At 71.2% G+C, this 24,481-nt stretch carries 28 protein-coding genes; 15 read left to right on the top strand and 13 right to left on the bottom strand.

The window, feature by feature from the left end:
* The first annotated feature begins 64 nt into the window (after nucleotides 1–64).
* Complete coding sequence (locus tag FHX82_RS30595; RefSeq protein WP_229880966.1) at nucleotides 65–883, top strand: inositol monophosphatase family protein; 819 nt, start codon at nucleotides 65–67, stop codon at nucleotides 881–883.
* A gap of 3 nt (nucleotides 884–886) precedes the next feature.
* Here the strand turns inward: FHX82_RS30595 and cei are convergent, their stop codons facing one another.
* Complete coding sequence (gene cei, locus FHX82_RS30590) at nucleotides 887–1,564, bottom strand: envelope integrity protein Cei (protein ID WP_145936317.1); 678 nt, start codon at nucleotides 1,562–1,564, stop codon at nucleotides 887–889.
* Between the two features lie 395 nt (nucleotides 1,565–1,959).
* On the opposite strand from cei, the gene FHX82_RS30585 reads away from it, so the two are divergent.
* Nucleotides 1,960–2,268 (top strand): DUF4193 domain-containing protein, encoded by a 309-nt coding sequence (locus FHX82_RS30585; RefSeq protein WP_145936300.1) that lies wholly within the window; start codon nucleotides 1,960–1,962, stop codon nucleotides 2,266–2,268.
* 17 nt (nucleotides 2,269–2,285) lie between these two features.
* On the opposite strand, the gene FHX82_RS30580 is transcribed toward FHX82_RS30585, so the two are convergent.
* Nucleotides 2,286–2,783 (bottom strand): DUF3093 domain-containing protein, encoded by a 498-nt coding sequence (locus tag FHX82_RS30580; RefSeq protein WP_373308643.1) that lies wholly within the window; start codon nucleotides 2,781–2,783, stop codon nucleotides 2,286–2,288.
* A gap of 24 nt (nucleotides 2,784–2,807) precedes the next feature.
* On the opposite strand from FHX82_RS30580, the gene dut reads away from it, so the two are divergent.
* Complete coding sequence (gene dut / locus FHX82_RS30575) at nucleotides 2,808–3,290, top strand: dUTP diphosphatase (RefSeq protein ID WP_145936299.1); 483 nt, start codon at nucleotides 2,808–2,810, stop codon at nucleotides 3,288–3,290.
* The gene (locus FHX82_RS30570; protein WP_145936298.1) at nucleotides 3,290–3,952 is read left to right on the top strand and encodes a DUF3710 domain-containing protein; all 663 of its coding nucleotides are present in this window, start codon (nucleotides 3,290–3,292) and stop codon (nucleotides 3,950–3,952) included. The genes dut and FHX82_RS30570 overlap by 1 nt, the downstream gene beginning before the upstream one ends.
* On the opposite strand, the gene FHX82_RS30565 is transcribed toward FHX82_RS30570, so the two are convergent.
* Nucleotides 3,940–4,650 (bottom strand): alpha/beta fold hydrolase, encoded by a 711-nt coding sequence (locus FHX82_RS30565; protein ID WP_145936297.1) that lies wholly within the window; start codon nucleotides 4,648–4,650, stop codon nucleotides 3,940–3,942. The two genes, FHX82_RS30570 and FHX82_RS30565, sit on opposite strands and share 13 nt — an antisense overlap.
* A 114-nt stretch (nucleotides 4,651–4,764) precedes the next feature.
* Between FHX82_RS30565 and FHX82_RS30560 the strand changes: the two genes are divergently transcribed.
* Nucleotides 4,765–5,142 carry an OB-fold nucleic acid binding domain-containing protein gene (locus FHX82_RS30560; protein WP_145936296.1) on the top strand — a complete coding sequence of 126 codons (378 nt, stop codon included), beginning with the start codon at nucleotides 4,765–4,767 and terminating at the stop codon, nucleotides 5,140–5,142.
* Nucleotides 5,143–5,157: 15 nt separating this feature from the next.
* Nucleotides 5,158–5,877 carry a DUF3159 domain-containing protein gene (locus FHX82_RS30555; protein ID WP_145936295.1) on the top strand — a complete coding sequence of 240 codons (720 nt, stop codon included), beginning with the start codon at nucleotides 5,158–5,160 and terminating at the stop codon, nucleotides 5,875–5,877.
* Nucleotides 5,878–5,919: 42 nt separating this feature from the next.
* Here the strand turns inward: FHX82_RS30555 and FHX82_RS30550 are convergent, their stop codons facing one another.
* On the bottom strand, nucleotides 5,920–6,576 hold the full coding sequence (locus FHX82_RS30550; protein WP_145936294.1) for a potassium channel family protein: 657 nt from the start codon (nucleotides 6,574–6,576) through the stop codon (nucleotides 5,920–5,922).
* Nucleotides 6,576–7,241 (bottom strand): potassium channel family protein, encoded by a 666-nt coding sequence (locus FHX82_RS30545; protein WP_145936293.1) that lies wholly within the window; start codon nucleotides 7,239–7,241, stop codon nucleotides 6,576–6,578. The genes FHX82_RS30550 and FHX82_RS30545 overlap by 1 nt, the downstream gene beginning before the upstream one ends.
* 158 nt (nucleotides 7,242–7,399) lie before the next feature.
* On the opposite strand from FHX82_RS30545, the gene FHX82_RS30540 reads away from it, so the two are divergent.
* The 4 genes from FHX82_RS30540 to FHX82_RS30525 all read left to right on the top strand — a co-directional run bounded on the left by FHX82_RS30540 (nucleotide 7,400) and on the right by FHX82_RS30525 (nucleotide 12,297).
* The gene (locus tag FHX82_RS30540; protein WP_145936292.1) at nucleotides 7,400–9,418 is read left to right on the top strand and encodes an APC family permease; all 2,019 of its coding nucleotides are present in this window, start codon (nucleotides 7,400–7,402) and stop codon (nucleotides 9,416–9,418) included.
* Complete coding sequence (locus FHX82_RS30535) at nucleotides 9,415–10,605, top strand: class I SAM-dependent RNA methyltransferase (protein ID WP_145936291.1); 1,191 nt, start codon at nucleotides 9,415–9,417, stop codon at nucleotides 10,603–10,605. The genes FHX82_RS30540 and FHX82_RS30535 overlap by 4 nt, the downstream gene beginning before the upstream one ends.
* Before the next feature lie 105 nt (nucleotides 10,606–10,710).
* On the top strand, nucleotides 10,711–11,547 hold the full coding sequence (locus FHX82_RS30530) for an alpha/beta fold hydrolase (protein ID WP_145936290.1): 837 nt from the start codon (nucleotides 10,711–10,713) through the stop codon (nucleotides 11,545–11,547).
* A gap of 51 nt (nucleotides 11,548–11,598) precedes the next feature.
* Nucleotides 11,599–12,297, top strand: a complete 699-nt coding sequence (locus tag FHX82_RS30525) for a type 1 glutamine amidotransferase domain-containing protein (protein WP_145936289.1) — start codon at nucleotides 11,599–11,601, stop codon at nucleotides 12,295–12,297.
* A gap of 65 nt (nucleotides 12,298–12,362) precedes the next feature.
* Here FHX82_RS30525 and FHX82_RS30520 read toward each other — a convergent pair whose 3' ends face one another.
* Nucleotides 12,363–12,659, bottom strand: coding sequence for a muconolactone Delta-isomerase family protein (locus FHX82_RS30520; protein ID WP_145936288.1), 297 nt, complete (start codon nucleotides 12,657–12,659; stop codon nucleotides 12,363–12,365).
* Nucleotides 12,660–12,736: 77 nt separating this feature from the next.
* On the opposite strand from FHX82_RS30520, the gene FHX82_RS30515 reads away from it, so the two are divergent.
* Nucleotides 12,737–13,063 carry an ArsR/SmtB family transcription factor gene (locus tag FHX82_RS30515; RefSeq protein WP_145936287.1) on the top strand — a complete coding sequence of 109 codons (327 nt, stop codon included), beginning with the start codon at nucleotides 12,737–12,739 and terminating at the stop codon, nucleotides 13,061–13,063.
* 10 nt (nucleotides 13,064–13,073) lie between these two features.
* Here the strand turns inward: FHX82_RS30515 and FHX82_RS30510 are convergent, their stop codons facing one another.
* On the bottom strand, nucleotides 13,074–13,667 hold the full coding sequence (locus FHX82_RS30510; protein ID WP_145936286.1) for a TetR/AcrR family transcriptional regulator: 594 nt from the start codon (nucleotides 13,665–13,667) through the stop codon (nucleotides 13,074–13,076).
* 301 nt (nucleotides 13,668–13,968) lie between these two features.
* Here FHX82_RS30510 and FHX82_RS30505 point away from each other — a divergent pair, with 301 nt between their 5' ends.
* Together FHX82_RS30505 and FHX82_RS30500 are read left to right on the top strand one after the other, a co-directional pair.
* Nucleotides 13,969–15,126 (top strand): DUF2786 domain-containing protein, encoded by a 1,158-nt coding sequence (locus FHX82_RS30505; RefSeq protein ID WP_145936285.1) that lies wholly within the window; start codon nucleotides 13,969–13,971, stop codon nucleotides 15,124–15,126.
* 148 nt (nucleotides 15,127–15,274) lie between these two features.
* The gene (locus FHX82_RS30500; RefSeq protein ID WP_145936284.1) at nucleotides 15,275–16,408 is read left to right on the top strand and encodes an FAD-dependent oxidoreductase; all 1,134 of its coding nucleotides are present in this window, start codon (nucleotides 15,275–15,277) and stop codon (nucleotides 16,406–16,408) included.
* A 594-nt stretch (nucleotides 16,409–17,002) separates the two neighbouring features.
* Here the strand turns inward: FHX82_RS30500 and FHX82_RS30495 are convergent.
* A complete protein-coding gene (locus tag FHX82_RS30495; protein WP_145936283.1) occupies nucleotides 17,003–18,469 on the bottom strand; it encodes an aldehyde dehydrogenase family protein in 1,467 nt (488 codons plus the stop codon).
* A gap of 249 nt (nucleotides 18,470–18,718) precedes the next feature.
* On the opposite strand from FHX82_RS30495, the gene dxs reads away from it, so the two are divergent.
* Nucleotides 18,719–20,617, top strand: coding sequence for a 1-deoxy-D-xylulose-5-phosphate synthase (dxs, locus tag FHX82_RS30490; RefSeq protein ID WP_145936315.1), 1,899 nt, complete (start codon nucleotides 18,719–18,721; stop codon nucleotides 20,615–20,617).
* Between the two features lie 44 nt (nucleotides 20,618–20,661).
* On the opposite strand, the gene FHX82_RS30485 is transcribed toward dxs, so the two are convergent.
* A complete protein-coding gene (locus FHX82_RS30485; RefSeq protein ID WP_145936282.1) occupies nucleotides 20,662–21,525 on the bottom strand; it encodes an aldo/keto reductase family oxidoreductase in 864 nt (287 codons plus the stop codon).
* 124 nt (nucleotides 21,526–21,649) lie between these two features.
* On the opposite strand from FHX82_RS30485, the gene FHX82_RS30480 reads away from it, so the two are divergent.
* Nucleotides 21,650–22,084 carry a winged helix-turn-helix transcriptional regulator gene (locus FHX82_RS30480; RefSeq protein WP_145936281.1) on the top strand — a complete coding sequence of 145 codons (435 nt, stop codon included), beginning with the start codon at nucleotides 21,650–21,652 and terminating at the stop codon, nucleotides 22,082–22,084.
* Between the two features lie 56 nt (nucleotides 22,085–22,140).
* On the opposite strand, the gene FHX82_RS30475 is transcribed toward FHX82_RS30480, so the two are convergent.
* Genes FHX82_RS30475 through FHX82_RS30460 form a run of 4 tightly spaced genes read right to left on the bottom strand, consistent with a single transcriptional unit; the run spans nucleotide 22,141 to nucleotide 24,472 of the window.
* Nucleotides 22,141–22,410 (bottom strand): helix-turn-helix domain-containing protein, encoded by a 270-nt coding sequence (locus tag FHX82_RS30475; protein WP_145936280.1) that lies wholly within the window; start codon nucleotides 22,408–22,410, stop codon nucleotides 22,141–22,143.
* Nucleotide 22,411: 1 nt separating this feature from the next.
* Nucleotides 22,412–23,668, bottom strand: a complete 1,257-nt coding sequence (locus FHX82_RS30470) for an NAD(P)/FAD-dependent oxidoreductase (RefSeq protein ID WP_145936279.1) — start codon at nucleotides 23,666–23,668, stop codon at nucleotides 22,412–22,414.
* Entirely contained in the window at nucleotides 23,661–23,888 is a 228-nt protein-coding gene (locus tag FHX82_RS30465) for a ferredoxin (RefSeq protein ID WP_183176926.1), read from the bottom strand. Before FHX82_RS30465 ends, FHX82_RS30470 begins: the two co-directional genes overlap by 8 nt.
* Nucleotides 23,885–24,472: a ferric reductase-like transmembrane domain-containing protein gene (locus FHX82_RS30460; protein WP_183176925.1), complete on the bottom strand. Its 588-nt coding sequence runs from the start codon at nucleotides 24,470–24,472 to the stop codon at nucleotides 23,885–23,887. Before FHX82_RS30460 ends, FHX82_RS30465 begins: the two co-directional genes overlap by 4 nt.
* Nucleotides 24,473–24,481: the final 9 nt, after the last annotated feature.

Raw genomic sequence — 24,481 nt, 5'->3', positions numbered from 1 at the left:
TCCCTTCCTTCTCGATTCAGAAGCCTGTCCGGGGAACTTTAACCGGGTGTGGTCACATGGTGGTGTGGGAGCCTTCGAGTTCGAACCGGAAGACCTCGGGAACACCGCCGTCGGTGTGGCGCGCGAGGCGGCCGACCTGGTGCGCCGTGCCCGTGAAGCCATGTTGACAGGCGAAACCGTGCAGGTCGACACCAAGTCCACTGACACCGATGTCGTGACCGCGGTGGACCGCGCCTCAGAGCGCCTGATCCGGGAACGGCTGGCCGAGCTGCGGCCGGCGGACGCCGTCCTCGGCGAGGAGGAAGGCGGTGGCGCGGGGGACGGGGTGACGTGGGTCGTCGACCCGATCGACGGCACCGTGAACTTCCTCTACGGCCTGCCCGGGTTCGCCGTGTCCGTCGCCGCACAGGTCGGCGGCGTGTCGGTGGCCGGTGCGGTCGTGGAGCCCGTCAGCGGGCGCTGCTGGACGGCCGTTCGCGGCCACGGCGCGTGGCTGGACGGGCGGCGGCTGCACGTGTCGTCCCCGGCGCGGCTGGACCTGACGCTGGTCGGTACCGGCTTCGCCTACGACGTGGCGCGCCGCGCGCGGCAGGCGGAAGTCGTCTCCCGGCTGGTGCCGCGGGTCCGCGACATCCGGCGGGCCGGGGCGGCGTCGCTGGACCTGTGCGCGGTGGCGGCGGGCTGGCTGGACGCGTACGTCGAGCACGGCCTGAGCCCCTGGGACTGGGCCGCGGGCGCGCTCGTGGCGCGGGAGGCGGGTGCGCTGGTCACGCTGCCGGGTGAGGACGAGGAGCTGGGCAAGGAGGTCACGTACGCGGCGTCACCGGCTATCGCCGCCGAGCTGCGAGCCGTGCTGCTGGAGTGCGGGATCGCCGACGCCTGAGGCTCAGCAGGTGACGTCGCGGGCGCTCGCCAGTAGGTCGTGGTCGAGCACCGGGCCGGTGGCGGCCGACTGCTCGTTGCCGCCGTCGGGGTGGTCGGCCGACCAGGCCCGCAGCTGCTGCAGCACCTGCCGGGCCTGCGCCGTCGGCCGCACGTCGCCGAAGTTGCTGCCGATCGACACGTCCACCGAGGCGTCCGCCCGGGTGTCCCTGATCAGCTCGACGCACGGCAGGACGAGGCTCAGCGTGCGGGCGGCGGAGCGGCCGTTGTCGCCGAACCGCAGCTGCCCGTGGCACTTGAGCTCCTGGTTCGGGTACGCCGGGTCGACGTCCGGCGGGGCGATCTGGGTGAAACCGAGCTCGCGCAAGCTCTCCGTGGTGATCGCGCCCTGCCCGCGGGCCTGGCTGGCGTTGAGCACCCGGACCGCGACCTTGTCCGGGGGCAGCGGGGTGGTGTCGTCGAGCGAGCCGTGGCCGAGTGCGGTGTAGGTCACCCCGCCGACCGGCGCCGGTGCCGGTTCGCAGTGCAGCAGGGCGTCGATGTCCGTGCGGCTGGTGACGGCGCGCACCCACACCACCAGCGCCACGAGGCCCATCACCCCGATGAAGATGAGCAGGGGAGCCGGGCGGCGTTTGCGGTAGCCCGGTTTCCTGCGGTTGCCGAACCCCATCCCCGACGCCACCTGCGCCATCCCCTCCCCGAGAAGCCCGTCGATCCGCACCTGTCAGGACTTCGTTCCCGATCAGCGTAAGCGTTACAGTGCACCACCGCCGACACCTCCGTTCGAGTGGGTCGGCCTGTCGCCCCACCTGGGCTCGCGCGCGATGCTCTTCCCCCTGTTGGGTGACGTCAAGAGACCTTCGTCTAACACGTTGCCGGTCCGGGTACCTGGTGAGCTACCCTCTGCGGGCTCCGGCCGTAGTCAAGGGTCCCCCAACACCTGCCGACAGAGAGACCCGCCTCACTACGGCGCCGGGCACAAACAGGGGCGCTGGAACGTTGTCCAGCGGCACGAAGGGCTCACGACGCGCATCGTGGGCCCGAATATCGACAAGCTGATCGCAGGGGTGAGGGACAATGGCGACCGACTACGACGCTCCGCGCCGCAGCGAAGCCGACGAGCTGGCCGAAGACTCGTTGGAGGAGCTGAAGGCCCGGCGCAACGAAAACCAGTCCGGCGTCGTGGACGTGGACGAGGACGCGACCGCGGAGAACTTCGAGCTGCCCGGCGCGGACCTTTCGGGGCTCTCCGGTGAGGACCTGACCGTCAAGGTGGTGCCGAAGCAGGCCGACGAGTTCACCTGCTCGGTGTGCTTCCTGGTGCACCACCGCAGCCGGCTGGCCGAGGAGCACGACGGGCAGCTGATCTGCCGCGACTGCGCCTGATCCGGTGCGCGGCCGGGCTAGTGCGAACGCAGTAGCTCGGCCACGACCTCGGGCTTACGAGTACTGAAAACCCAGTAGGGCGTGGGGTCGTCCGGGTCGGTCAGGTGTACCCGGACGATCGGGCCGACCCAGCCGCGGTGCACGACGAAGGCGGCGGGGTCGAGCTCCGGCCCCAGCGCCTTGCGCTTGTGTTCCCGGTCGATCACGTCGACCTCGCCGACGTACCGCAGCGGCAGGTGCGCCTTGCCGACGCGCAGCTCGTCCCCGGCGATCTCCACCTTCGCGCGGCCCATCGTCAGCAGCCACGCCGCCATCAGCGGCACCAGCACCAGGTAGGGCAGCCACGCCAGTACCCCGGGGTGACCCATGTGGATCTCCGCGGCCAGCAGCACGGCCGCCAGCAGTGGCAGCGGCCAGCCCCACCACGGCACGTAGAGCCGTTCGCCGTACCGCTTCCCGTCCTTCTCGCCGGTCCGGTCCACCCGGGCACCGGCCGCGCCTGCGCTCTCACCCACGCCCTCAGGGTAGTCTCGCCGCCCGTGTCCACCGTGCAGGTCCTGCTCACCCGGCTCGATCCGGATGTCCCGTTGCCCAGCTACGCCCGTCCTGGCGATGCGGGCGCCGATCTCGTGACCACCGAGGACGTCGTGCTGCCGCCCGGCGAACGGGTGGTGGTCGGCACCGGGATCGCGATCGCGCTGCCCGAGGGGTACGCGGGGTTCGTGCATCCCCGGTCGGGGCTGGCCGCGCGTGTCGGGCTGTCCGTCGTCAACGCACCGGGCACGATCGACGCGGGCTACCGGGGCGAGATCCGGGTGTGCCTGGTCAACCACGATCCGCGGGAGCCGGTCAAGCTGTCCCGGGGCGACCGGATCGCGCAGCTCGTGGTGCAGCGGGTGGAGACCGCCGAGTTCGTGGAGGTCGCCGAGCTGGCCGCGTCCGAACGCGGGGCCGGTGGTTACGGATCGACGGGTGGCCATGCCACGCTGGACGGCGGGACTGGGGAAGGAGCGAGGGAGTAGTGGGCATTTTCGGGCGCAAGCGGCGATCTTCGGAGCAGGAGGAGCGGCGGGGCCGGCACGCCGCCGCCGAGCCGGAGGAGCTCGAGGACGACTACGAGGAGCCGCAGCCGATCGTCACGGACGGCCCGTTCGACGTGGCCGACGCCCCCGAGGACGAGGTGCCCCGGATCGACCTGGGCTCGGTGCGCGTGCCGGTGCCCGACGGGGCGCAGGTCCAGGTGGAGATGGACCCGGCGGCGGGCGGGGTGCGGGCGGTGCACGTGGTCACGCCGCAGGGACAGATCACGGTGAGCGCCTACGCGGCCCCGCGTTCGGGCGGGCTGTGGGAGGAGGTCGCCACCGAGCTGGGTGAGCAGCTGCGCAAGGACGGCGCGCGGATCACCTCCGGGCAGGGCGAGTGGGGGCTGGAGCTGTCGGCCGTGCTGGGCGACGTGGCGCTGCGGTTCGTGGGCGTCGACGGGCCGCGCTGGATGCTGCGTGGCGTGATCGCCGGCCCGCAGTCGCTGGCCGCCGAGGCGCCGGGCGTGCTGCGGGACATCGTGCGGGACACGATCGTCGTGCGGGGCGACGCGCCGATGCCGGTGCGGTCCCCGCTGCCCATCACGCTGCCCGACGCGGTGGCGCAGCACATCGCTGAGCAGCAGCAGGCTCAAGAGGCATGAGAGACGCGCCAGGCTTCGACCGCGGCCCTGCCGAGGGACTCGCGGTCGGAGCCCAGCGCGGTCAGCGTGGTTTCGCGCAGCACGGCGCGGGGCAGCGCCGCGGCCCATTCCCGTGCCACTGCCATCGGGTGCACCGGATCGTCGGTGCACGCGGCGATTCCGACCGGGATGTCCAGTCCACGTAGTTCGTCCACTGTGGGCGCGGGGCGGTCCGCGGCGACGCGCAGTCCCGCCGCCAGACCGGTTCCGTGCCGCCGCCACGCCCTCGTCAGCTCCTCCGCGAGCCAGGGCGCCACGCCCGCGACGGACAGCGACAGCGCTTTCTCCAGCCCTTCCCGCTCCACGAGGTCCGCTGAGACCTTCGCGGCCAGCGAGGCGGGGGCGCCGGCGGGCTCGCCGTGCCACGCGGGCAGCGCCAGCAGCAGCCCGGCGCAGCGGTCCGGGTTGCGCACGGCCCATTCCGCGGCGAGGTGCGCGCCGAACGAGATGCCGCCGACGATCAGCGGCGTCTCGGCGGCGAGCGAGTCGAGCAGGGTGAGGAAACCCACGGCGAGCTGATCACCCGAAGGTGGTCGCGGAGTGACCGCTTCGATCCCCGCAGCACGCGCTGGACCTGCGAAAACAGTGGCGACGAAGATCTCGTCGGAACCCGTCCCCGGGAGCAGGACGGCACGGGTTTCCGGGATAGCGGACGTCACGTTGCGATCTTGCGGCAAACCGGCTTCCCTTGCCTGGAACGAAGACGACAACGTTACCGTTTAGCAGGTACGGGCCGTACAAGTCGGGGGCCCCGAGCAACAGGAGCACCGCCTATGTCCGCCAAAGACGGCGGCTATTTCAGCCGGTTGGTCAAGAAGCTGACCACTGACGTCGACGAGCTCGACGCCGACGACCTCTCCGAGAAGTCCGAGGCGGTCGGGGCGCAGCGCGCCTGCGACTGCCGCTCGGGCGACGAGGTCACCGTGCTGGGCAGACTGCGCAGCGTGGAGCTCTGCCCGGAGGACAAGGCCGCCACTCTTCGGGCTGAGTTGTTCGACGGTACGGACGGCGTGACGCTAGTCTGGCTCGGACGGCGCCGGATCCCGGGCATCGAGCCCGGACGGACGATCAAGGTGCGCGGCCGCATGGCCGAGCGCGACGGTCAGAAGGTGCTGTACAACCCGTTCTACGAGCTGCAGACGACCTCCTGAGTTGGTAACCACACTGTGACTGAACCCGCCGGCACCGACGAGCACAAGACCGAGGACAAGCCGGAACCCACCCTGCTGGAACAGATGGGCGGGGTGTCCGGCCTTCTCTACTCGTCGGTGCCGATCGCGGTGTTCGTGCTGGTCAACGCCTTCTTCGGGCTGCAGGCCGGCATCTGGAGCGCGGTCGGCAGCGCGGTGGCGATCACCGTGCTCCGGCTCGTCCGCCGCGAGCCGCTGCAGCCGGCCATCTCCGGCCTGTTCGGCGTCGCGATCGCCGCGTTCATCGCCTACCGCACGGGGTCGGCGAAGGGCTTCTTCCTGTTCGGCATCTGGGCGAGCCTCGTCTACGGTGCCGCGTTCCTGCTGTCCATCGTCGTGCGCTGGCCACTCGTCGGGGTGATCTGGAACGTCGTGAACGGCACCGGCACGGACTGGCGCCGCGACAAGCCCTCCCGGTTCGGCTACGACCTCGCCACGCTCGCGCTCGCGGTGGTGTTCGGCGCGCGGTTCGTGGTGCAGCGCTGGCTGTACGACAGCGACCACACGGGCTGGCTGGCGTTCGCGAAGATCGCGATGGGCTACCCGCTGTACGCGCTGGCGCTGCTGGTGGTCGTCTGGGCGGTGCGCCGCTCCGACAAGCGCGTCAAGGCGCTGCAGGAGGCCCGGGAGACCGAGAAGGCCGACACCGAGGCCGCCCTGCGCCTGAAGTACAGCCAGCGCCCCAACGAGGCTTAGCGACCGGTTCCGGAAGCGGCTCGCGTGCCGGTGCGGCCGGGCTCAGTAGCCCAGCGCCGCCCGGACGTCGCCTTCCACCTCGGCGTTCGCGACGAACAGGAGTTCGTCGCCGGGCTCCAGCGGGTCCTCCGGCTGCGGCACGATCACCCGCTCGCCACGCAGGATCGTCACCAGCGCGGCGTCCCGGGGCAGCGCGATCTCGCTCACCGGGCGGCCCGCCAGCGGCGTCTCCGCCGGCAGCGTCAGCTCCACGAGGTTCGCCTGGCCCTGCCGGAACGTCATCAGCCGCACCATGTCGCCGACGCTGACGGCCTCCTCGACCAGCGCCGCGAGCATCCGCGGCGTCGACACGGCGACGTCGACGCCCCAGGCCTCCGTGAAGAGCCACTCGTTCGCGGGGTTGTTCACGCGCGCCACGACGCGCCGCACCGCGAACTCGGTCTTCGCCAGCAGCGCGACCACCACGTTGACCTTGTCGTCCCCCGTCGCGGCGATCACCACGTCGCACTGGTCCACGCCGGACTCCTCCAGCGTCGAGACCTCGCACGCGTCGCCCAGCACCCAGTCGGCCTGCTCGACGGTCTCCGGCTCGAACTGCTGGGACTGCCGCTCGATCAGCATGACCTGGTGGCCGCCGTCGATGAGCTCGTGGGCGATCGAGCGCCCCACGGCACCCGCCCCGGCGATCGCGACCCGCATCAGCTCTCCTCCTCAGGAGCGCGCCCCGCGACGCTGCTCACGTCGCTCACCGTGCCCGACCGCGCCGCCACGTAGACGAGGTCGTCGGCCTGCAGCACGGTCTTGGAGTCCGGCAGCACCGGGGTGCCGAACCGCATGATGAACGCCACCCGCGCGCCGGTCGACTCCTGCAGCTCGTGCACCGGCCGGCCGACCCAGCCCTCGTGCAGCGGGAGCTGCAGGATCGCCACGTTGCCCGTGGGGTCCCGCCACGCGGACGCCACGCCGTCCGGCAGGAGCGTGCGCAGGAAGCGGTCGGTGGTCCACGGGACCGTCGCGACGGTCGGGATGCCGAGCCGCTCGTAGACCGCGGCGCGCTTGGGGTCGTAGATGCGCGCCACGACGTGCTGCACGCCGAACGTCTCCCGCGCCACCCTGGCCGAGATGATGTTCGAGTTGTCGCCGCTGGAGACCGCGGCGAAAGCGCCCGCCCGCTCGATGCCCGCGTCGATCAGGACCTGGCGGTCGAAGCCCATCCCCGTGATCTGCCTGCCGTGGAAGTCGCTGCCCAGCCGCCGGAACGCGTCCTGGGACTTGTCGATCACCGCGACCTCGTGCCCCAGGCGCTCCAGCGCCGCGGCCAGGGACGCGCCCACCCGGCCGCATCCCATGATCACCACGTGCACCCGCTTGCCTCCTGTGCGTCACCCGGACAGCGGTTACCCGCTGCACGCCAGCGAGAACCTACCTTGTCCGGCCGCGCACCACAGCGCACCCGGTGTGAACCGTGACCCAGTCCTGCCCTCACCGAACATCCTGGGCGGGACGGCCCTACTCTTTCCTTGTGCCGAAGTTCGCGACCGTGGCCAAACGGCTGCTCCTTGGTCGTCCGTTCCGCAGTGACCGGCTATCCCACACACTGCTCCCGAAGCGCATCGCGCTGCCCATTTTCGCCTCGGACGCGCTGTCCAGCGTGGCGTACGCGCCCGAGGAGATCTTCCTGACCCTGAGCGTCGCCGGGCTGTCCGCGTACGCCCTCGCGCCGTGGATCGGCGTGGCCGTCGCGCTGGTCATGCTCGTCGTGGTCGCCTCCTACCGGCAGAACGTGCACGCCTATCCCAGCGGCGGCGGTGACTACGAGGTGGCCACCACGAACCTGGGCGGCAAGTTCGGGCTCACCGTGGCCAGCGCACTGCTCGTCGACTACGTGCTGACGGTCGCAGTGTCCACTTCGTCCGGTGTCGCGAACATCGGCTCGGCGATCCCGTTCATCGCCCAGCACAAGGTGCTGTTCGCGGTGCTGATCGTCGCGGTGCTGACCGCGCTGAACCTCCGCGGTGTGCGGGAATCGGGCAAAGCGTTCGCGATTCCCACATACGGGTTCATCGGGGGCATTCTGGTCATGGTGGTGTGGGGCCTCGTCGAGGCCGCCACCGGCACGCAGATGCACGCGGAGAGCTCCGGGTTCCAGCTGCACGAGGAGTCGTCGCTGGCCGGGTTCGCGTTCGTGTTCCTGATCCTGCGCTCGTTCTCCTCCGGCGCCGCGGCGCTGACCGGGGTCGAGGCGATCAGCAACGGCGTGCCCGCCTTCCGCAAGCCCAAGTCGAAGAACGCGGCCACGACGCTGCTGATGATGGGCCTGCTCGCGGTGGCCATGCTGATCGGCATCATCGCGCTCGCGATCATCACCGGCGTCAAGTTCGCCGACGACCCGGAGCGCCAGCTCATCGGCGCGCCCGCGGGCTACCAGCAGAAGACCATCGTGACGCAGATCGCCGAGGCGGTCTTCCAGAGCTTCCCGCCGGGCTTCTACTACATCTCGTTCGTCACCGGCATCATCCTGCTGCTGGCGGCGAACACCGCGTTCAACGGTTTTCCGGTGCTGGGCTCGATCCTCGCGCAGGACCGCTTCCTGCCTCGGCAGCTGCACACGCGCGGCGACCGGCTGGCGTTCTCCAACGGCATCCTGTTCCTGGCCGCGTTCGCGCTGGTGCTGATCATCGCGTTCGACGCCGAGGTCACCCGGCTGATCCAGCTGTACATCGTGGGTGTGTTCGTGTCGTTCACCGTCAGCCAGGCGGGCATGATCCGGCACTGGAACCGGTTGCTGGCGCGGGAGACGGACCCGAACACGCGGCGGCGGATGCGCCGTTCTCAGACGGTCAACGCGGTGGGCCTGACCTGCACCGGCACGGTGCTGGTGATCGTGCTGATCACCAAGTTCCTGCTCGGCGCGTGGATCGCGATCGCCGCGATGGTGGCGATCTTCCTGCTGATGACCGCGATTCGCAGGCACTACGACAGGGTGGCGGCGGAACTGTCCGAAGTGGACGGCTACCAGCCGAGTGTGCTGCCCTCGCGCAACCACGCGGTGGTACTGGTGTCGAAGCTGCACCTGCCGACGCTGCGGGCGTTGTCGTACGCCAAGGCGTTCCGCCCCGACGTGCTCGAAGCCGTCACGGTGAACGTCGACGACGAGGAGACGCGCCGGCTCACCGCGGAGTGGGAGAAACGCGGGTTCAAGGTGCCGCTGAAGGTGCTCGAGTCGCCGTACCGGGAGATCACCAAGCCCGTCGTCGAGTACGTGAAGCGGGTGCGCGGGGACAACCCGCGCAACGTGGTCACCGTGTTCATCCCCGAGTACGTCGTCGGGCACTGGTGGGAGCAGCTGCTGCACAACCAGAGTGCGTTGCGGCTCAAGGGAAGGCTGCTGTTCCAGCAGGGCGTGATCGTGGCGAGCGTGCCGTGGCAGCTGGCCTCGTCGGAGGCCGCGGTGCGCCGCCTCAAGCGGGCTCGTCCCGCCGCCGGCGACGTGCGCCGCGGGCTGTACACGACGGCCGAACGCCGGGACCGCGTCCAGTGAACTGGGTGGGCCGGACGCTCGAAGCGGAGGTCGGGCCGGTCGCCCACGGCGGGCACTGCGTCGCGCGTGTCGAAGGGCGCGTGGTGTTCGTGCGGCACGCGCTGCCCGGTGAGGTCGTGCTCGCCGAGGTCACCGAGGACAAGGGCGGGTCGTTCTGTCGCGCGGACGCCGTCCGGGTGTTGCAGGCGTCGCCGGAACGGGTGGAACCGCCGTGCCCGCTGGCCGCGCCGGGCCTGTGCGGCGGCTGCGACTGGCAGCACGCGAAGCCGGAGTTCCAGCGGGAGCTGAAGGCGCGGGTGGTCGCCGAGCAGCTGTCGCGACTCGCGGGCATCGACCGGCCGGTCGAGGTGGAAGCGCTTCCCGGCGGCCCGCTGGACTGGCGCAGCCGCGTGCGACTGGTCGCGGGGCGGGACGGCCGCGCGGGCCTGCGGGCGCACCACAGTCACCGGGTCGTGGCGCTCGACGACTGCCCGATCGCGGTGCCCGGTGCGCTCGACGGTGTGCTGTCGCGGCGGTGGCGGCCGGGAACGGAGCTCGAAGTCACCCGCGACGGTGACGGGCAGACGCACGTGCGTGAGCAGAGCGTCGTGCGTGGCAAGCGCCGGGCGCGGCAGCTGAGCGGCGGAGTCGCCGTGCAGCACGCGGCCGGGCGGGACTGGAAGCTCGACGCGCACGGGTTCTGGCAGGTGCATCCCGCGGCGGCGGACACGTTCGCCGCGGTCGTCGCCGACTGGGCGAAGGCGACGGCCGGCGCGCTGGTGTGGGACCTGTACGCCGGTGTCGGGTTGTTCGCGTCGGTGCTGGCGGCGCAGGTCGGCCCGGAGGGCGAGGTCGTGGCTGTCGAGTCGGGGCGGCGGGCCGTCACCGACGGCGAGGCGGCGCTCGCCGACCTGCCGCAGGTGCGGTGGCGGTCCGGCCGGGTGGAGGACGTGCTGCGGGACCTCGGCGGACGGCCGGAGGTCGTCGTGCTGGACCCGCCGCGATCGGGTGCCGGGCGTGCGGTCGTGGAGTCCATTGTGGACCGGGGGCCGGCGAGAGTCCTGTATGTCGCGTGCGATCCCGCCGCCCTGGCGCGGGATCTCGCCACGTTCGTCGCCTCGGGTTACCGGCTCGCGGAGCTACGGGCGTTCGACGCGTTCCCGATGACTCACCACGTGGAGTGCGTGGCGCTGCTGGAAGCCGTCTGAGACAGCGGTCCGCAAGGGCCCTGTTCGAGCAGGCTTGACTCTAGTAGACCAGTCGTATAGAAATGACCCAGCGAGAGCGCACCCGCTCCGGAAGGGAAGAAGACCGTGGGACGCATCAAGGTCGGCACCGAGAACAGCGCGGACATCGAGCTGCACTACGAGGACAAGGGCTCAGGTCAGCCGGTCGTGCTGATCCACGGCTACCCCTTGGACGGCAACTCGTGGGAGGCCCAGACGGTGGCGCTCCTGGACGCCGGGTACCGGGTCATCGCCTACGACCGGCGTGGTTTCGGCAAATCCAGCCAGCCCGCCACGGGTTACGACTACGACACCTTCGCCGCCGACCTGCACACCGTGCTGGAGACCCTCGACCTGAACGAGACGGTTCTGGTCGGTTTCTCGATGGGCACCGGAGAGGTCGCCCGCTACCTCGCCACGTACGGCTCCGCGCGGGTCGCGAAGGCCGTGTTCCTCGCCTCTCTCGAACCGTTCCTGGAGATCACCGAGGACAACCCCGACGGCGCGGCACCCCGCTCCTTCTTCCAGGGTGTCTCCGACGCCGTCAAGAAGGACCGCTACGACTTCTTCACCAAGTTCTACGACGACTTCTTCAACCTCGACGAGAACCTCGGCACCCGCGTGAGTGAGGGTGCGGTCCGCAACGCGTGGAACGTCGCCGCGGGCTCGGGCGCCATCGCCTCGGCCGCCGCTCCGCTCACCTGGCCCACCGACTTCCGCGCCGACATTCCCCGCATCGACGTCCCCGCGCTGATCGTGCACGGCACCGCCGACCGGACCCTGCCCATCGACGCCACCGGACGGCGCTTCGCCAAGGCCCTGCCCGCGGCCCGGTACGTCGAGATCGACGGCGCGCCGCACGGGCTGATCGCGACCCATGCCGCCGAAGTGAACGAAGCCCTGCTGGCCTTCCTCGGGCAGTGACACCCCTTTTTACCCTGTTAAAGACGACTGGTCTACTTTTAGGAGAATAGCATGAAGGTCCTCATCGTTCTGACCTCGCACGACGAGCTCGGGAACACCGGCCGCAAGACCGGCTTCTGGCTGGAGGAACTGGCCGCGCCCTACTACCGCTTCCACGACGCCGGCTGGGAAATCACCCTCGCCTCGCCGAAGGGCGGCCGGCCGCCGCTGGACCCCAAGAGCAACGAGCCGGACTTCCAGACTGAGCAGACCCGCCGCTTCGAGGCGGACGCGGAGGCGACCGCGGCCCTCGCGGCCACCGCGCGCCTGGACACAGTGCGGGCCGAGGACTTCGACACCGTCTTCTACCCCGGCGGCCACGGACCGCTGTGGGACCTGGCCGAGGACGCCGACTCCGCGCGGCTGATCGAGACCACCCTGCGTTCGGGCAAACCCCTCGCGCTGGTCTGCCACGCCCCCGGCGTGCTGCGCCACACCGTCAACGAGGACGGCACCCCACTCGTCCAGGGCAGGAACGTCACCGGGTTCGCCAACTCGGAGGAAGACGGCGTCGCCCTCACCGACATCGTCCCCTTCCTCGTCGAAGACGAGCTCAAGCGACTCGGCGGCAGCTACTCCAAGACCGGCGACTGGCAGCCGTACGTCGTCGAGGACGGTTTGCTGATCACCGGGCAGAACCCGGCCTCCTCGGGCCCGGCGGCCGACGCCCTCATCCGGCTGGCCGCCGAACGGAGTGACGTCCTAGCCTGACGCACGACTGCCCGGGCCGGACCGGCCACCGTGCCGGTCCGGCCCGAACGTCTGCCCGCTTCCGGTCACGTCCAGGCGCCGGGATCCTGCCGCACCATCGCGTGCGTGGCCAGCGCGGTCACGTCTATCTCCGCGTACGGCCGGATCGGCAGGCTCGTCAGCGCGTCCTCCAGTGCGTCCGCGTCCAGAGTGGACCAGATGCCGACGTTGGCGCGCGTGCCGGGCACTCGCCAGATGTTCCGCAGCACACCCTCGGCGTGCAGCTCGCGCCCCCGGGCCTGTTCCCGTGCGATCAGGTCGGCCCTCTCTTCGCTGGGCAGGTCGTAGGCACGGCTGACGTCGATGCGCACCAGAAAGTCCATTGTGGTCTCCTCGGGTTCGGTCAGCCGACCATACATCGATGTTCGTCGAACATCAAAGGAAGCGGTAGGATCGCGGTATGCCCAACCGGCCGCAGCACCCCGACCTCCGGGACGTCCGGCTCGTCCGGGTGCTTTCGGCGCTCGGAGATCCCGCCCGCCTGCTGATCATGAAGATCCTGGCCGACGGCGGGGAGCACCAGCGCGGTGAGTTCGAGGTGGACGTGGGGCCTTCCACGCTGAGCCACCACATGAAGACGCTGCGCGAGGCGGGGCTGACCCACCACCGGATGGAGGGCACCCGCTGCTTCGTGTCGCTGCGGGAGGACACCCGCCGGCGTTTTTCCGCGGTCTTGGACGGTGTCCTGCGGATCATCACCGCCGAGGAGAACGAGGGCACCCTCTGAGTTTCCAGGATCAGAGCCCGAGGAGCTGGCCGGTGGCGGTGGTGGCGGTGTCGAGCGGGGCGAGGCTGCGGTGGATCTTGGCCATGACGCTGGCGCCGAGCCACATGTCGTAGAGCGCCTGCGCGGTGCCGCGGGGCTCGCCGTCGATCGTGATCGACCCGTCCGCCAGGCCCTCGGCGATCGTGCGCTCCAGGCGGTCGACGATCGCGTCGGTGCCCTCCTTCAACGCCAGCCGCATCGATTCCGACAGGTCGGCGACCTCGGCGCCGAGCTTCACGGCAAGGCACTTGCCCTGGCAGTCGTCGAGGCTCTGCGTTTCCCGCCACTGCTGCCAGTAGGCCGCCAGCCGCTCGGCGGCCGACCGGCCGGGCTGCCTGAGGACGCGGTCCATGTCGGCGATGTACTCGTCGAAGTAGGCCTTCAGGAGCGCTTCGCCGAAGGCGTCCTTGGAGGCGAAGTAGTGGTAGAAGGACCCCTTCGGCACCCCCGCCTCCGCGAGCACCTCGTTGATGCCGACCGCGGAGTAGCCCTTGCGCGCCATGATCCGCTGAGCGACATCGAGAATGCTGCGGCGGGTGTCGACGGTGCGGGCGGTGCGGGCCATGAGGAAAGTCTAGCAAGCGAATAGACTGGTCGTCTCAGGACGTTTTCAAAACTGTCGGTGGGTCCGGGCATGATGCCTCCCATGAACATCCTCAGCGTGTTTGCCCGCGTACTCAGGGTGGTCCTCGGCGTGGTCCTGCCCTGGCCGCGGATGCGGTCGTGGCATGGTGGCCTCGGTTCGCGGCGGAGGTGGGTGGCCGGGCGAGGTTCGCCACCGGACTCCATGGGTCGTCGCGGCCGGGTGCGTGCCGGTGCGCGAGCCTCACCCTGTGGTCGTTCGCGTCGGCGGAAGGCGGTAGTGGATGCGTGAGCTGGAGGAGGTCACCACGCTGCTGCTGCACGCGGCGACGGTGCCCCCGGCCCGGAAGTCCGTGGTGCGGCTGCTGACGACCTCCGGCGAGGAGCGTCTCGTCGCCACGGCGGCCGACCTCGTGCTGGTGGAGGTGGTTGCCCGGCTGCTGCGGCGCGGGTGGCAGCCGTACGACGTGCACCGCATCACGCTCCGGCGCGCGGACGCCCGTGCGGCGGCGCTGGCGGGGGAGGCGGTGGCGGAGGAGGTCTCCCGCCGTCCGGCCGCGACGCTCGATCCGCGCTGGCGTGAGCAGCTCGCGCGCGTCGGTGCCGAGCCGTGGTGGCAGGGCGACCGGCCGCGGTTGACGCAGTGGGCCGAGCGGCACGGCCGGACCTTCACGCAGGCGCTGTCGGACGCGGTCGGGGCGCTGGCGGTGCTCGCGACGTTGCCCGCGCTGCCGGAGTTGCCTCTGCCCGCGGGGTCCCGGGAGGGCGTGGACGAGAAGATGCTGGCGCGGGTGCGGGCGTTGCTGGCGAAGGCGGAGTCGACGCCGTACCCGGAGGAGGCCGAGGCGCTGTCGGCGAAGGCGCAGGAGCTGATGAGCCGGTACTCGTTCGAGCAGGCGCTCGTTCAGCCGCGGGCCACCGGCGCGGCGCGGCGGTTCTGGCTGGACGAGCCGTACCTCGCGGCGAAGGCGTCACTGGTGACGGCGGTGGCGACGGCCAACCGGTGTCGCGCGGTGTCGTACGAGAAGCTGGGTTTCCTCGCGGTGGTGGGGCACGAGGTGGACCTGGACATCGTCGAGCTGCTGGCGACGTCGCTGCTGGTCCAGGCCACCGAGGCGATGCTCGCGGCGGGCAGCCGGGTCGGCAGCGGCGGCCGCTCGCGCACCCGCTCGTTCCGGCACGCGTTCCTCCTGTCGTACGCCACGCGCATCGGCGAACGCCTGCGGGAGGCGGACACCACGGCCACGGCGGAGGTGGCCGACTCCCGGCTGCTCCCGGTCCTGGCGCGGCGCGGCGAGGAGGTGGAGGCGCTGTTCGTCTCGCTCTTTCCCACGGTGGCGCGCAGGACGCACACGGTCAGCAACGGAGAGGGCTGGCACGCCGGCCGAGCCGCCGCGGACCAGGCGAAGCTGACCCTGGAACGGAGGCGCCTCTCGGTGTGAGAACTCCATAACGGACTGTCTCTTGTGGACGGTGACTCGCCGGTCCTGACAGGGGCTGACAGTCCGGTGCCAGTGTCGTGTGCGCGTCGTGCCAGTGGGCGGGGTCAACCTGGGCTTGCTGGACGAAACGAACTCCCAAGGAGCATTCATGCGCACTCCCGTCACGATCATCGGCGCCGGGCTCGGTGGTCTCACCCTGGCCCGCGTGTTGTCCCTGCACGGGTTCCCGGTCACGGTCCACGAGGCGGAGCCGTCGCCGGGCGCGCGGTCGCAGGGCGGGATGCTCGACATCCACGACTACAACGGGCAACTGGCCGTCGAGGCGGCGGGGCTGATGGACGAGTTCCGTTCCCTCGTCCTGGAGGGCCGCCAGGCGATGCGGGTCCTGCAGCCGGACGGGACGGTCGTGCTCGACAAGGCCGACGACGGCACGGGCGGCCGCCCCGAGGTGCAGCGCGGTGACCTGCGGCGGATGCTGCTGGACGCGCTGCCCGCCGGCACCGTCCGGTGGGGCCACAAGGTCAGCGGCGTCCGCGCGCTCGGCGAGGGGCGCCACGAGGTGAGCTTCGCCGACGGCGGTACCGTGGTCACGGACCTGCTGGTGGGCGCGGACGGCGCGTGGTCACGGGTCCGGCCGGTGGTCACCGACGCCGTCCCCGAGTACGCCGGGACCGCGTCGATCGAGGTCTACCTGTTCGACGCCGACACCCGGCACCCGGTCCAGGCGAAGGTGGTCGGCGGGGGAACGCTGATGGTTCTCGCGTCGGGCAAGCACATCGGCGCGCACCGGGAAAGCGGCGGCACTTTGCACACCTATGTGGAGCTCACCAAGCCGCTGGAGTGGTACGAGAGCATCGACTTCGCCGATCCCGCCGCGGCGGCCGAGCGGATCGCGGGGGAGTTCGAGGGCTGGGCGCCGGAGCTCACCGCGTTGATCACCGACGGCGACACCGGGCCGGTCCTGCGCCCGCACTACGCGCTGCCGACCCAGCTGCGCTGGGACCGGGTGCCGGGGGTGACGCTGATCGGCGACGCCGCACACCTGTCGCCGCCGGACGGTGAAGGCGCCAACCTGGCCATGCTGGACGGCGCCGACCTCGGCAAGGCCCTCGCCGCGCATCCCGGCGACGTCGAGGCCGCCCTCGCCGAGCACGAGCAGTCGATGTTCACCCGCAAGGAAACCCCCGTCGACGAGGACTTCCTCCTGGAAAGCCTGTTCGGCGACAACGTGCCGGAGGGCGTGCTCGACCTGCTCGCCACCAGGAACGAACGAACCGCCTGAGCCCGGGCGGGGGCGCCGCCCAGCGGTGCCCCCGCTCCGCGTCTCGGCGGCTGTCTCGGATCAGCGGCCCGGTCTGGCGCCACGTGCCGCAACCGGTCCACGGCGACAAGTTCCGATCAGCCCAAGGACCAGGCGCTACGTGGCCCCGGACCGGCGTGGCGACCGCTCGGATCAGCCGCAGACAGACCGCTGCGGGCCGCCCACCGGCCCTCGGGGACTGTCTCGGATCAGTGGCTCCGGACTGGACACCACGTTCCGCCGACCGGTCCTCGGCGGCTGTCTCGGATCAGCCGGGGACCGGCCACTACGTGCCCCCGGCGATCCGTGGCGGCTGCTCGGCTCAGCCGCGATGGACCGGCGCCGCGAGCCGCCGATCGGTCCTCGGCGGCTGACTCGGATCAGCCGGGGATCGGGCGCCACGTGCCCCGGCTCCGGTCCTCGCGGCTGCTCGGCTCAGCCGCCATGGACCGGTGCCGCGAGCCGCCGATCGGTTCTCGGCGACCGCTTGGATCAGCCAGGGACTCGGCGCCACGTGCCCCCGCTCCGGTCCTCGCGACTGCTCGGATCAGCCACAGACAGACCGCCGCTCACCGCTCATCCCCGGAACCAGCCCGACGGGCGTGGGCGCAGGTTCTGGTAGATGTGCTTCGCCTCCTGGTACTCGCCCAGGCCGGTCTGGCCCAGCTCCCGGCCGAAGCCCGACTGCTTGAAGCCGCCCCACTCGGCCTGCGGGAGGTACGGGTGGTAGTCGTTGATCCACACCGTGCCGTGCCGCAGGCGGTTCGCGACCCGTTGCGCGCGCGAGGCGTCCGAAGTGAACACCGCACCTGCCAGGCCGTAGTGCGTGTCGTTGGCGATGCGGACCGCGTCGTTCTCGTCGGTGAAGGTCTCGACCGTCAGGACCGGCCCGAACGACTCCTCCGTGACGGCGAAACCGCCCTGCCGGACGTCGTCGAGGACGGTCGGCAGGTAGTAGAACCCGCCCGCGAGCCTCGGGTCCTCGGCGCGGCGGCCGCCGGTCCGCAGCACCGCGCCCTCCGCGACCGCGCGCTCCACGTACTGCTCCACCTTCGCCAGGTGCGCCGCCGAGATCAACGGGCCCGTCTCCGCGTCCGGGTCGAACGGCCCGCCCAGGCGGATCCGCTCCGCCCGCCGCACCACCTCGTCCACCAGCCGGTCGTGCAGCTCCTCCTGCACGATCAGCCGCGCGCCCGCCGAGCACACCTGGCCCGAGTGCAGGAACACCGCCGTCAGCGCGTAGTCCACCGCCGTCTCGAAGTCCGCGTCCGCGAAAACCACGTTCGGGTTCTTGCCGCCCAGCTCCAGCGCCACCTTCTTGACCGTCGCCGCCGCGCTCGCCGCGATCCGGCGGCCCGTCGCCGGCCCGCCGGTGAACGACACCAGGTCCACGTCCACGTGCTCGGCCAGCGGCGCCCCCACCGCGGGTCCGGCCCCCAGCACCAGGTTCGCCACCCCCGCGGGCAATCCCGCTTCGGTCAGCGTGCGCATCAGCAGGATCGCCGTGTGCGGGGTCAGCTCGCTGGGCTTGAGCACGAAGGTGTTGCCCGCCGCCAGCGCGGGCGCCACCTTCCAGGCCGTCTGCAGCAGCGGGTAGTTCCACGGCGTGATCAGCCCGCACACCCCGACCGGCTCGTACACGATCCGGCTCAGGACGTCGCTCCCGGCGTCCACCACGCGCCCCGCCCGCTGCCCGGCCAGCTTGCCGAAGTACCGGAAGCACGCGGCGACGTCCGCCAGGTCGTACTCGCTCTCCACCAGGCGTTTCCCGGTGTCGAGCGACTCCGCGCGGGCGTAGGCGTCCCGGTCCCGCTCGACGAGATCCGCCACGCGCAGCAACAGGTCCCCACGCGTGGCGGCCGGTGTGGACGGCCACCCTCCCGCGTCGAAGGCCCGGCGCGCGGCGGCGATGGCGGCCTCGGTGTCCTCCCGGGTGCCTTCGTCGACGGTCCCGGTCAGCGAGCCGTCGGCGGGACAACGGATCTCGCGCGACCCGCCGGCGTGAGCCGCGACCCACTCGCCGTCGATGAAGAAGTCCGGCATCGGCCCTCCCGTTCGCGTCTTGACCGGTTCGGAAGCCTACGTGTGCCGGACGGCTGGCGGTTCCCGCCGTCCGCTCACCGACCGTGAGCACCCGGGGCGAGTAGGGTGCACGACCAAGTGAGAGTTGACTCACGGACGGACCAGCCTCGTCGCAGGTGAGGACGTCAGGCGGGGCGCGGCGCGCGGCAGGGGTTTCCTTCCTCCGTAGACTGGGCGGACGGTCGCAGGATCGATCAGGTGAGGTGGAAAGTGACGTTGCTGGAGTCTGTGCACGGACCGGCCGACCTCAAGCGCATGGGGCAGGGCCAGTTGGAGCAGCTGGCGGGCGAGATCCGCGACTTCCTCATCGACCGGGTGCGGCGCTCAGGCGGTCATCTGGGGCCGAACCTGGGCGTGGTCGAGCTGACGATGGCGCTGCACCGGGTGTTCGACTCGCCCCGGGACGCGATCGTGTTCGACGTCGGCCACCAGAGCTACGTGCACAAGATCGTCACCGGCAGGCAGGCCGGGTTCGACCTGCTCCGGCAGACCGGCGGCGTCGCGGGCTACCCGATCCGCTCCGAGAGCGAGCACGACTTCGTCGAGAACAGCCACGCCTCCACCGCATTGTCCTATGTGGACGGTTTGTCCAAGGCGTTCGAACTGGCCGGTGGCGGACGGCACACCGTCGCCGTGGTCGGTGACGGTGCGCTGACCGGCGGCATGTGCTGGGAGGCGCTGAACAACATCGCCGCCGAGCCCGGCAGGCCCGTCGTCATCGTGGTCAACGACAACGGCCGCTCCTACTCGCCGACGATCGGCGGTTTCGCCGAGCACCTGGCGTCGCTGCGCCTGCAGCCGGGCTATGAGCGGATGCTCGACGGCGGCAAGGAGCTGCTGCTGCACACGCCGGTGGTGGGCCGCCCGATCTACGCCGCGCTGCACGCCGCGAAGGCCGGCATCAAGGACGCGCTCAGCCCGCAGATGATGTTCTCCGACCTGGGCCTGAAGTACCTGGGGCCGGTGGACGGGCACGACCTCGTGGCGCTGGAGAAGGCGTTGCAGGCGGCGAAGGCGTTCGGCGGCCCGGTCGTCGTGCACGCGGTCACCGAGAAGGGGCACGGCTACCCGCCCGCGGTGAACCACGAGGCCGACCAGATGCACCAGACCGACCCGATCGACCCGGAGACCGGACTGCCGAAGCCGAAGGGGCGCAGCTGGACGTCGGTGTTCGCCGACGAGCTGCTGAAGATCGGCGGCGAGCGCGAGGACGTGGTGGCGATCACCGCGGCGATGCTGCGTTCCACCGGGCTGGACAAGTTCGCCGAGAGCTATCCCGACCGCTGGTACGACGTCGGGATCGCCGAGCAGCACGCGGTCACGTCCGCGGCGGGGCTCGCGATGGGCGGGCTGCACCCCGTGGTGGCGGTGTACTCGACGTTCCTCAACCGCGCGTTCGACCAGCTGCTGATGGACGTGGCGCTGCACCGGCAGCCGGTCACGCTGGTGCTCGACCGCGCCGGGATCACCGGTCCGGACGGGCCGAGCCACCACGGCATGTGGGACCTGTCGCTGCTGGGCATGGTGCCCGGCATCCGGGTCGCCGCGCCGCGGGACGCGCAGACGCTGCGCGAGGAGCTGCGCGAGGCGGTCGCGGTGTCCGACGGGCCGACCGCGCTGCGGTTCTCGAAGGGCAGCGTCGTGGAGTCGGTGCCCGCCGTCGAGCGGCGGGGCACGGTCGACGTGCTGCGCAAGCCCGAGGACGGCGCCGACGTGCTGCTGGTGGCCGTCGGGGCGTTCGCGCCGCTGGGGCTGCGGGCGGCGGAGCGGCTGGCCGACCAGGGCATCGGCGTGACGGTCGTGGACCCGCGGTGGGTCGTGCCGGTGCCGCAGGAGCTGGTGGGGCTGGCGAAGGCGCACCGGCTCGTGGTGACGGTCGAGGACAGCGGCCGGCACGGTGGTTTCGGCTCCGCGCTGGCGGCCGTCCTGCGTGACGCGGAGTGCGACGTGCCGTTGCGGGACCTGGCGGTGCCGCAGCAGTTCCACGAGCACGGTTCGCGCGAGGAGGTGCTCGCGCGGGTGGGCCTGACGGCGCAGGACGTGGCGCGCCGGGTGACCGAGTGGGCGGCGAACCTGGTGCCGGACCCGCAGCCGGAACCGGCGGAGTAGAGCCGACGGGGCGCCCTCGCGACGAGGGCGCCCCGTTTTCATGCTCAGCTTCCGATGCCGTCCAGTTCCTTCAAATCCTCCTCGGAAAGGGAAAGTCCCGCGCCGGCGATGTTCTCGCGCAGGTGCGCTCTCGACGACGTGCCGGGGATGAGCAGGATGTTCGGCGAGCGCCGCAACAGCCAGGCCAGCGCGACGGACATCGGCGCCGCCTCCAGCCGGGTGGCGACCGCCGAGAGCGTCTCGGACTGCAGCGGCGAGAAGCCGCCCAGCGGGAAGAACGGCACGAAGGCGATGTCCTCGGCGGCGAGCCGGTCGATGAGGTCGTCGTCGTGGCGGTACGCGAGGTTGTACCCGTTCTGCACGCACACGATCGACGTCATGCCCTGCGCCTCGGTGACCTGCTCGGCCGTCACGTTGCTGACCCCGAGGTGCCGGATCAGGCCCTCCTGCTGGAGTTCGATGAGCGTCCCGAGGGCCTCGGCGAGCGAACCGGGCTGGGGACCGGTGGCATCACCCATCCGCAGGTTGACGAGGTCGAGCGTCTCCACGCCGAGTGTCCGCAGGTTCTCCTCGACCTGCTTGCGCAGATCTCCGGGCCGCCGCGCGGTGGGCCAGCCGCCTCGCGCGTCCCGGTTCGCCCCGACCTTGGTGGCGATGAACAACGACTCCGGATAGGGGTGCAGCGCCTCGCGGATCAGTTCGTTCGTCACCCGCGGCCCGTAGGCGCCGCTGGTGTCGATGTGGGTGATGCCGGCCTCGACCGCCTCGCGCAGCACGGCCAGGGCGCCGTCGTGGTTGGCGGGCGGTCCCATGACCCCGGGACCGGCCAGTTGCATGGCGCCGTAGCCGAACCGGGTGACGGTCGAGTCGCCCAGCAGCCAGGTGCCGCCGGGAAGTGTCGCGGACAATGTGGTGCCTTTCGTTCTTCGCCGGGGCTGGCGCCGCCGGCCTTCGGGGACCAGTATTGGAGCGGAACTTCCCGCTGGGAAGTAGGCACCTTGAAGTGCGTAACCCACCTATAGGAGAGCAGGAATGGCGACGACGAAGGCGGTCCAGCGGGCGCAGGCGAAGGTGGAGTACGACGCGTTCCTGGCGGTGTGCCCCAGCCGTCAGCTGCTCGACCGGATCTCGGACAAGTGGGTCGTGCTGATCCTGTGCGCACTGGCCGGTGACACGGCCGCGGAGCCCGGCGCGGGGGACGGCCCGAAGGCGATGCGGTACTCCGAACTGTCCCGCCGGCTGGCCGGCGTGAGCCAGAAGATGCTGACCCAGACCCTGCGATCGCTCGAACGCGACGGCCTGCTCACCCGCACGGTCACTCCCACCGTGCCCGTCACCGTCTCCTACGAGCTGACCGATCTCGGCCTGTCCCTGCACCAGGTGACACGCGGTCTCCGGCACTGGGCACAGGCGAACATGGGGCAGGTGCTCGCCAACCGCGAGCAGCACGACGCCCGGACCCCCTGACGCGAAAAGAGCGGGCAGGCCCGGAAAGGACCTGCCCGCTCCAACTGAGAAAGCGCTTACTCGACCACGGCGATGTCCCCGTCGTCGAAGTGGATCGTCTGCCGCAGCCTGCCGCCGAGGGCCAGCGCGTACCGCGAAAGCGCTTCCCGCTCGGCGATCGACCCGCGTTCGATCTCGTAGACGTGGCTCTGCGAAACTCCCATCTTCTCGGCGAGGTGGTGCTGGGTCAGGCCGCGGCCGCGGCGGATCTCCGCGAGCCGGTGGCCGCGCACGGCATCGAGAACGTCCTCGGGCGCGGGCAGTGGCCCGGTGTCGGTGTCGGCCACCTCAGACTCCCTGGCCCACGGTCAGCCACTCCTCCTCGGAGAACACGGCCTCGCTCAGCTCCATGCCCTCCGGCTCGGCGACCGGCGTGTACTCCGGCACCGGCAGGCGCCGTTCGAGCTCCGCGGTCCAGTGCAGCATCGCGCGCGGCTTGTCCCAGCTCGCCGCGCCGACCAGCTGGCCGCCGCGCACGAACCCGGTCACACCGTCGTCGAGCTGCACCGTGTCCTCGCCGAGCGCGGGCATCCCGGCCATCTGCAGCCGGTGCTCGTAGATGCTCGACCAGGCGCGCGGCAGCGGGGTGAACGGCTTGGCCAACCGCCGTCCCGCCATCAGGTTCTCCGCCGCGGCCCGCGCGGACTCCACCGCGTTGATCCAGTGCTCGACGCGCCGGGGCGTCTCGTCGAACCGCAGGTTCGGCCAGCGCGCGACGTCCCCGGCCACCACGACGTCCTCGGCGCCCTCGGCGAACAGCGTCGCGTCGCACAGCACGCCGTCGGAGATGTCGAGCCCCGAACCACGCAGCCAGTCCACCGCGGGCACACTGCCGATCGACAGCACCACGCAGCTGGCCACGACGAGCTGGTTGTTGGTCAGGTGCAGCCCGAACGCGTCCTTGGTGCTGATCCAGTGCCGCACCTCGGAGTTCATCGCCAGTCCCGCGCGGTGCTTCTCGTGCGTCTCGGCCACGGCCTGCGCGACGCGCGGGCCGAACCGGTACAGCGGCGCCTTCGCGTGCCCGACGAGCGTGACGTCCCGGCCGAGCGTGCGCATGCTGGCCGCGAACTCGCAGCCGATCAGCCCGCTGCCGATCACCACGGCGGGCTTGCTGCTGGCGGTCAGCGCGCGGCGCAGCGAGATCGCGTCCTCGACCGTGCGCAGCACCCGCACCCGCGGGTCGTGCCGCGGCGCGCCGGGCAGGTGCCGGGGCACCACGCCGGTCGCGATGATCAGCCCGTCGTACCAGAGCTCCTCCTTGCCGGGCAGGTGCACGACGCGCTGGCTGGTGTCCAGGTGCGTCGCGCGGGTGCCGAGCCGCCAGTGCGCGTCCAGCTCGATGTAGGGCTTGAGATCCGCGTCGATCGGCCGGATCTGCCCGGTCACCAGCTGCTTGGACACCATCGGCCGGTGGTACGGCCGCCGCCGCTCGTCGCCGACGATGATGACCTCGCCGTCGAACCCCAGCTCGCGCAGCCGTTCGGCCGCGCGCAGGCCGGCGACCCCGCCGCCGACGATGACGATTCTGTCTCCATCACTCATCTTGCATCCCTCTCAGGACGATGGCCTGCATCGGGCAACAGCGGGCCGCCGCGGCGGCCTGCTCGAAGTCCTCCTCCTGGAGCTGGCGCCGGTAGCGCAGCCTGCCGTCCCGGTCGAGCTGGAACAGGGCGGGCGCCTCCCACACGCAGATCCCGAAGACCTCGCACCGGTCGTTGTCCACGCTGATCCGCGGTCCGCGGAAGCGGTCGAGCGTCTTCAAATGAGCTCCTCGACGAGTCCGACGCGCTCGAGCGCGCGCGAGGGCAGGAACCGCAGGACCGACAGCGTGAGCGTCGGGACCAGCAGCGTGATGCCGGCGAGCCACAGCACCGCCAGGTGGCCGTTGGCGATCGCCCCGAAGAACGAGTGGATCGCCAGCAGCGGGATCGCCAGGTACGCCAGGCGGTGCAGCCACAGCCAGCGGCGGTAGGCGATGAACCGGTGCGTGCTCGCGGTGATCGCGATGGCGATCATCAGCTCCAGCCCGATGATCCCGAGCGCGTGCCGGGCGAGGCCGCCGGGCAGGAACGGGACGGTCAGCTGCACCACCGAGAACGCGCCGACGGACAGGAAGTAGAACGCCGCGGCATGCACGACGCCGAACGCGAGCGTGAGCGTCGCCAGCACCATGTGGCTGCCGCGCAACGCTTTGCGGCCGGTGATGTTGCGGACCCACCCGGTGGCGGTGAGCACGCCCCAGCACAGCGTGAGGCACATGAACACGTACGCGATCCGCGCCGACAGCTGCGCGACGCTGCGCAGCCCGGCGTCGGTGGTCGCCTGGGCCAGAACGGCTGTCGTCATCTCGTCCGC

Source organism: Amycolatopsis bartoniae, assembly GCF_014191255.1.
Lineage (GTDB): Bacteria > Actinomycetota > Actinomycetes > Mycobacteriales > Pseudonocardiaceae > Amycolatopsis_E > Amycolatopsis_E bartoniae.
The sequence above is the reverse complement of the archived record's forward strand: the minus strand, read 5'-3'. Positions and strand labels throughout refer to the sequence as shown.

Coding starts and splice junctions, on each gene's coding strand:
- FHX82_RS30460 (WP_183176925.1), bottom strand. CDS start 24,472: ATGACGACAGCCGTTCTGGCCCAGGCGACCACCGACGCCGGGCTGCGC.
- FHX82_RS30470 (WP_145936279.1), bottom strand. CDS start 23,668: ATGAGTGATGGAGACAGAATCGTCATCGTCGGCGGCGGGGTCGCCGGC.
- FHX82_RS30505 (WP_145936285.1), top strand. CDS start 13,969: ATGCGTGAGCTGGAGGAGGTCACCACGCTGCTGCTGCACGCGGCGACG.
- FHX82_RS30500 (WP_145936284.1), top strand. CDS start 15,275: ATGCGCACTCCCGTCACGATCATCGGCGCCGGGCTCGGTGGTCTCACC.
- FHX82_RS30495 (WP_145936283.1), bottom strand. CDS start 18,469: ATGCCGGACTTCTTCATCGACGGCGAGTGGGTCGCGGCTCACGCCGGC.
- FHX82_RS30510 (WP_145936286.1), bottom strand. CDS start 13,667: ATGGCCCGCACCGCCCGCACCGTCGACACCCGCCGCAGCATTCTCGAT.
- FHX82_RS30520 (WP_145936288.1), bottom strand. CDS start 12,659: ATGGACTTTCTGGTGCGCATCGACGTCAGCCGTGCCTACGACCTGCCC.
- FHX82_RS30480 (WP_145936281.1), top strand. CDS start 21,650: ATGGCGACGACGAAGGCGGTCCAGCGGGCGCAGGCGAAGGTGGAGTAC.
- FHX82_RS30515 (WP_145936287.1), top strand. CDS start 12,737: ATGCCCAACCGGCCGCAGCACCCCGACCTCCGGGACGTCCGGCTCGTC.
- FHX82_RS30560 (WP_145936296.1), top strand. CDS start 4,765: ATGTCCGCCAAAGACGGCGGCTATTTCAGCCGGTTGGTCAAGAAGCTG.
- FHX82_RS30585 (WP_145936300.1), top strand. CDS start 1,960: ATGGCGACCGACTACGACGCTCCGCGCCGCAGCGAAGCCGACGAGCTG.
- FHX82_RS30525 (WP_145936289.1), top strand. CDS start 11,599: ATGAAGGTCCTCATCGTTCTGACCTCGCACGACGAGCTCGGGAACACC.
- FHX82_RS30550 (WP_145936294.1), bottom strand. CDS start 6,576: ATGCGGGTCGCGATCGCCGGGGCGGGTGCCGTGGGGCGCTCGATCGCC.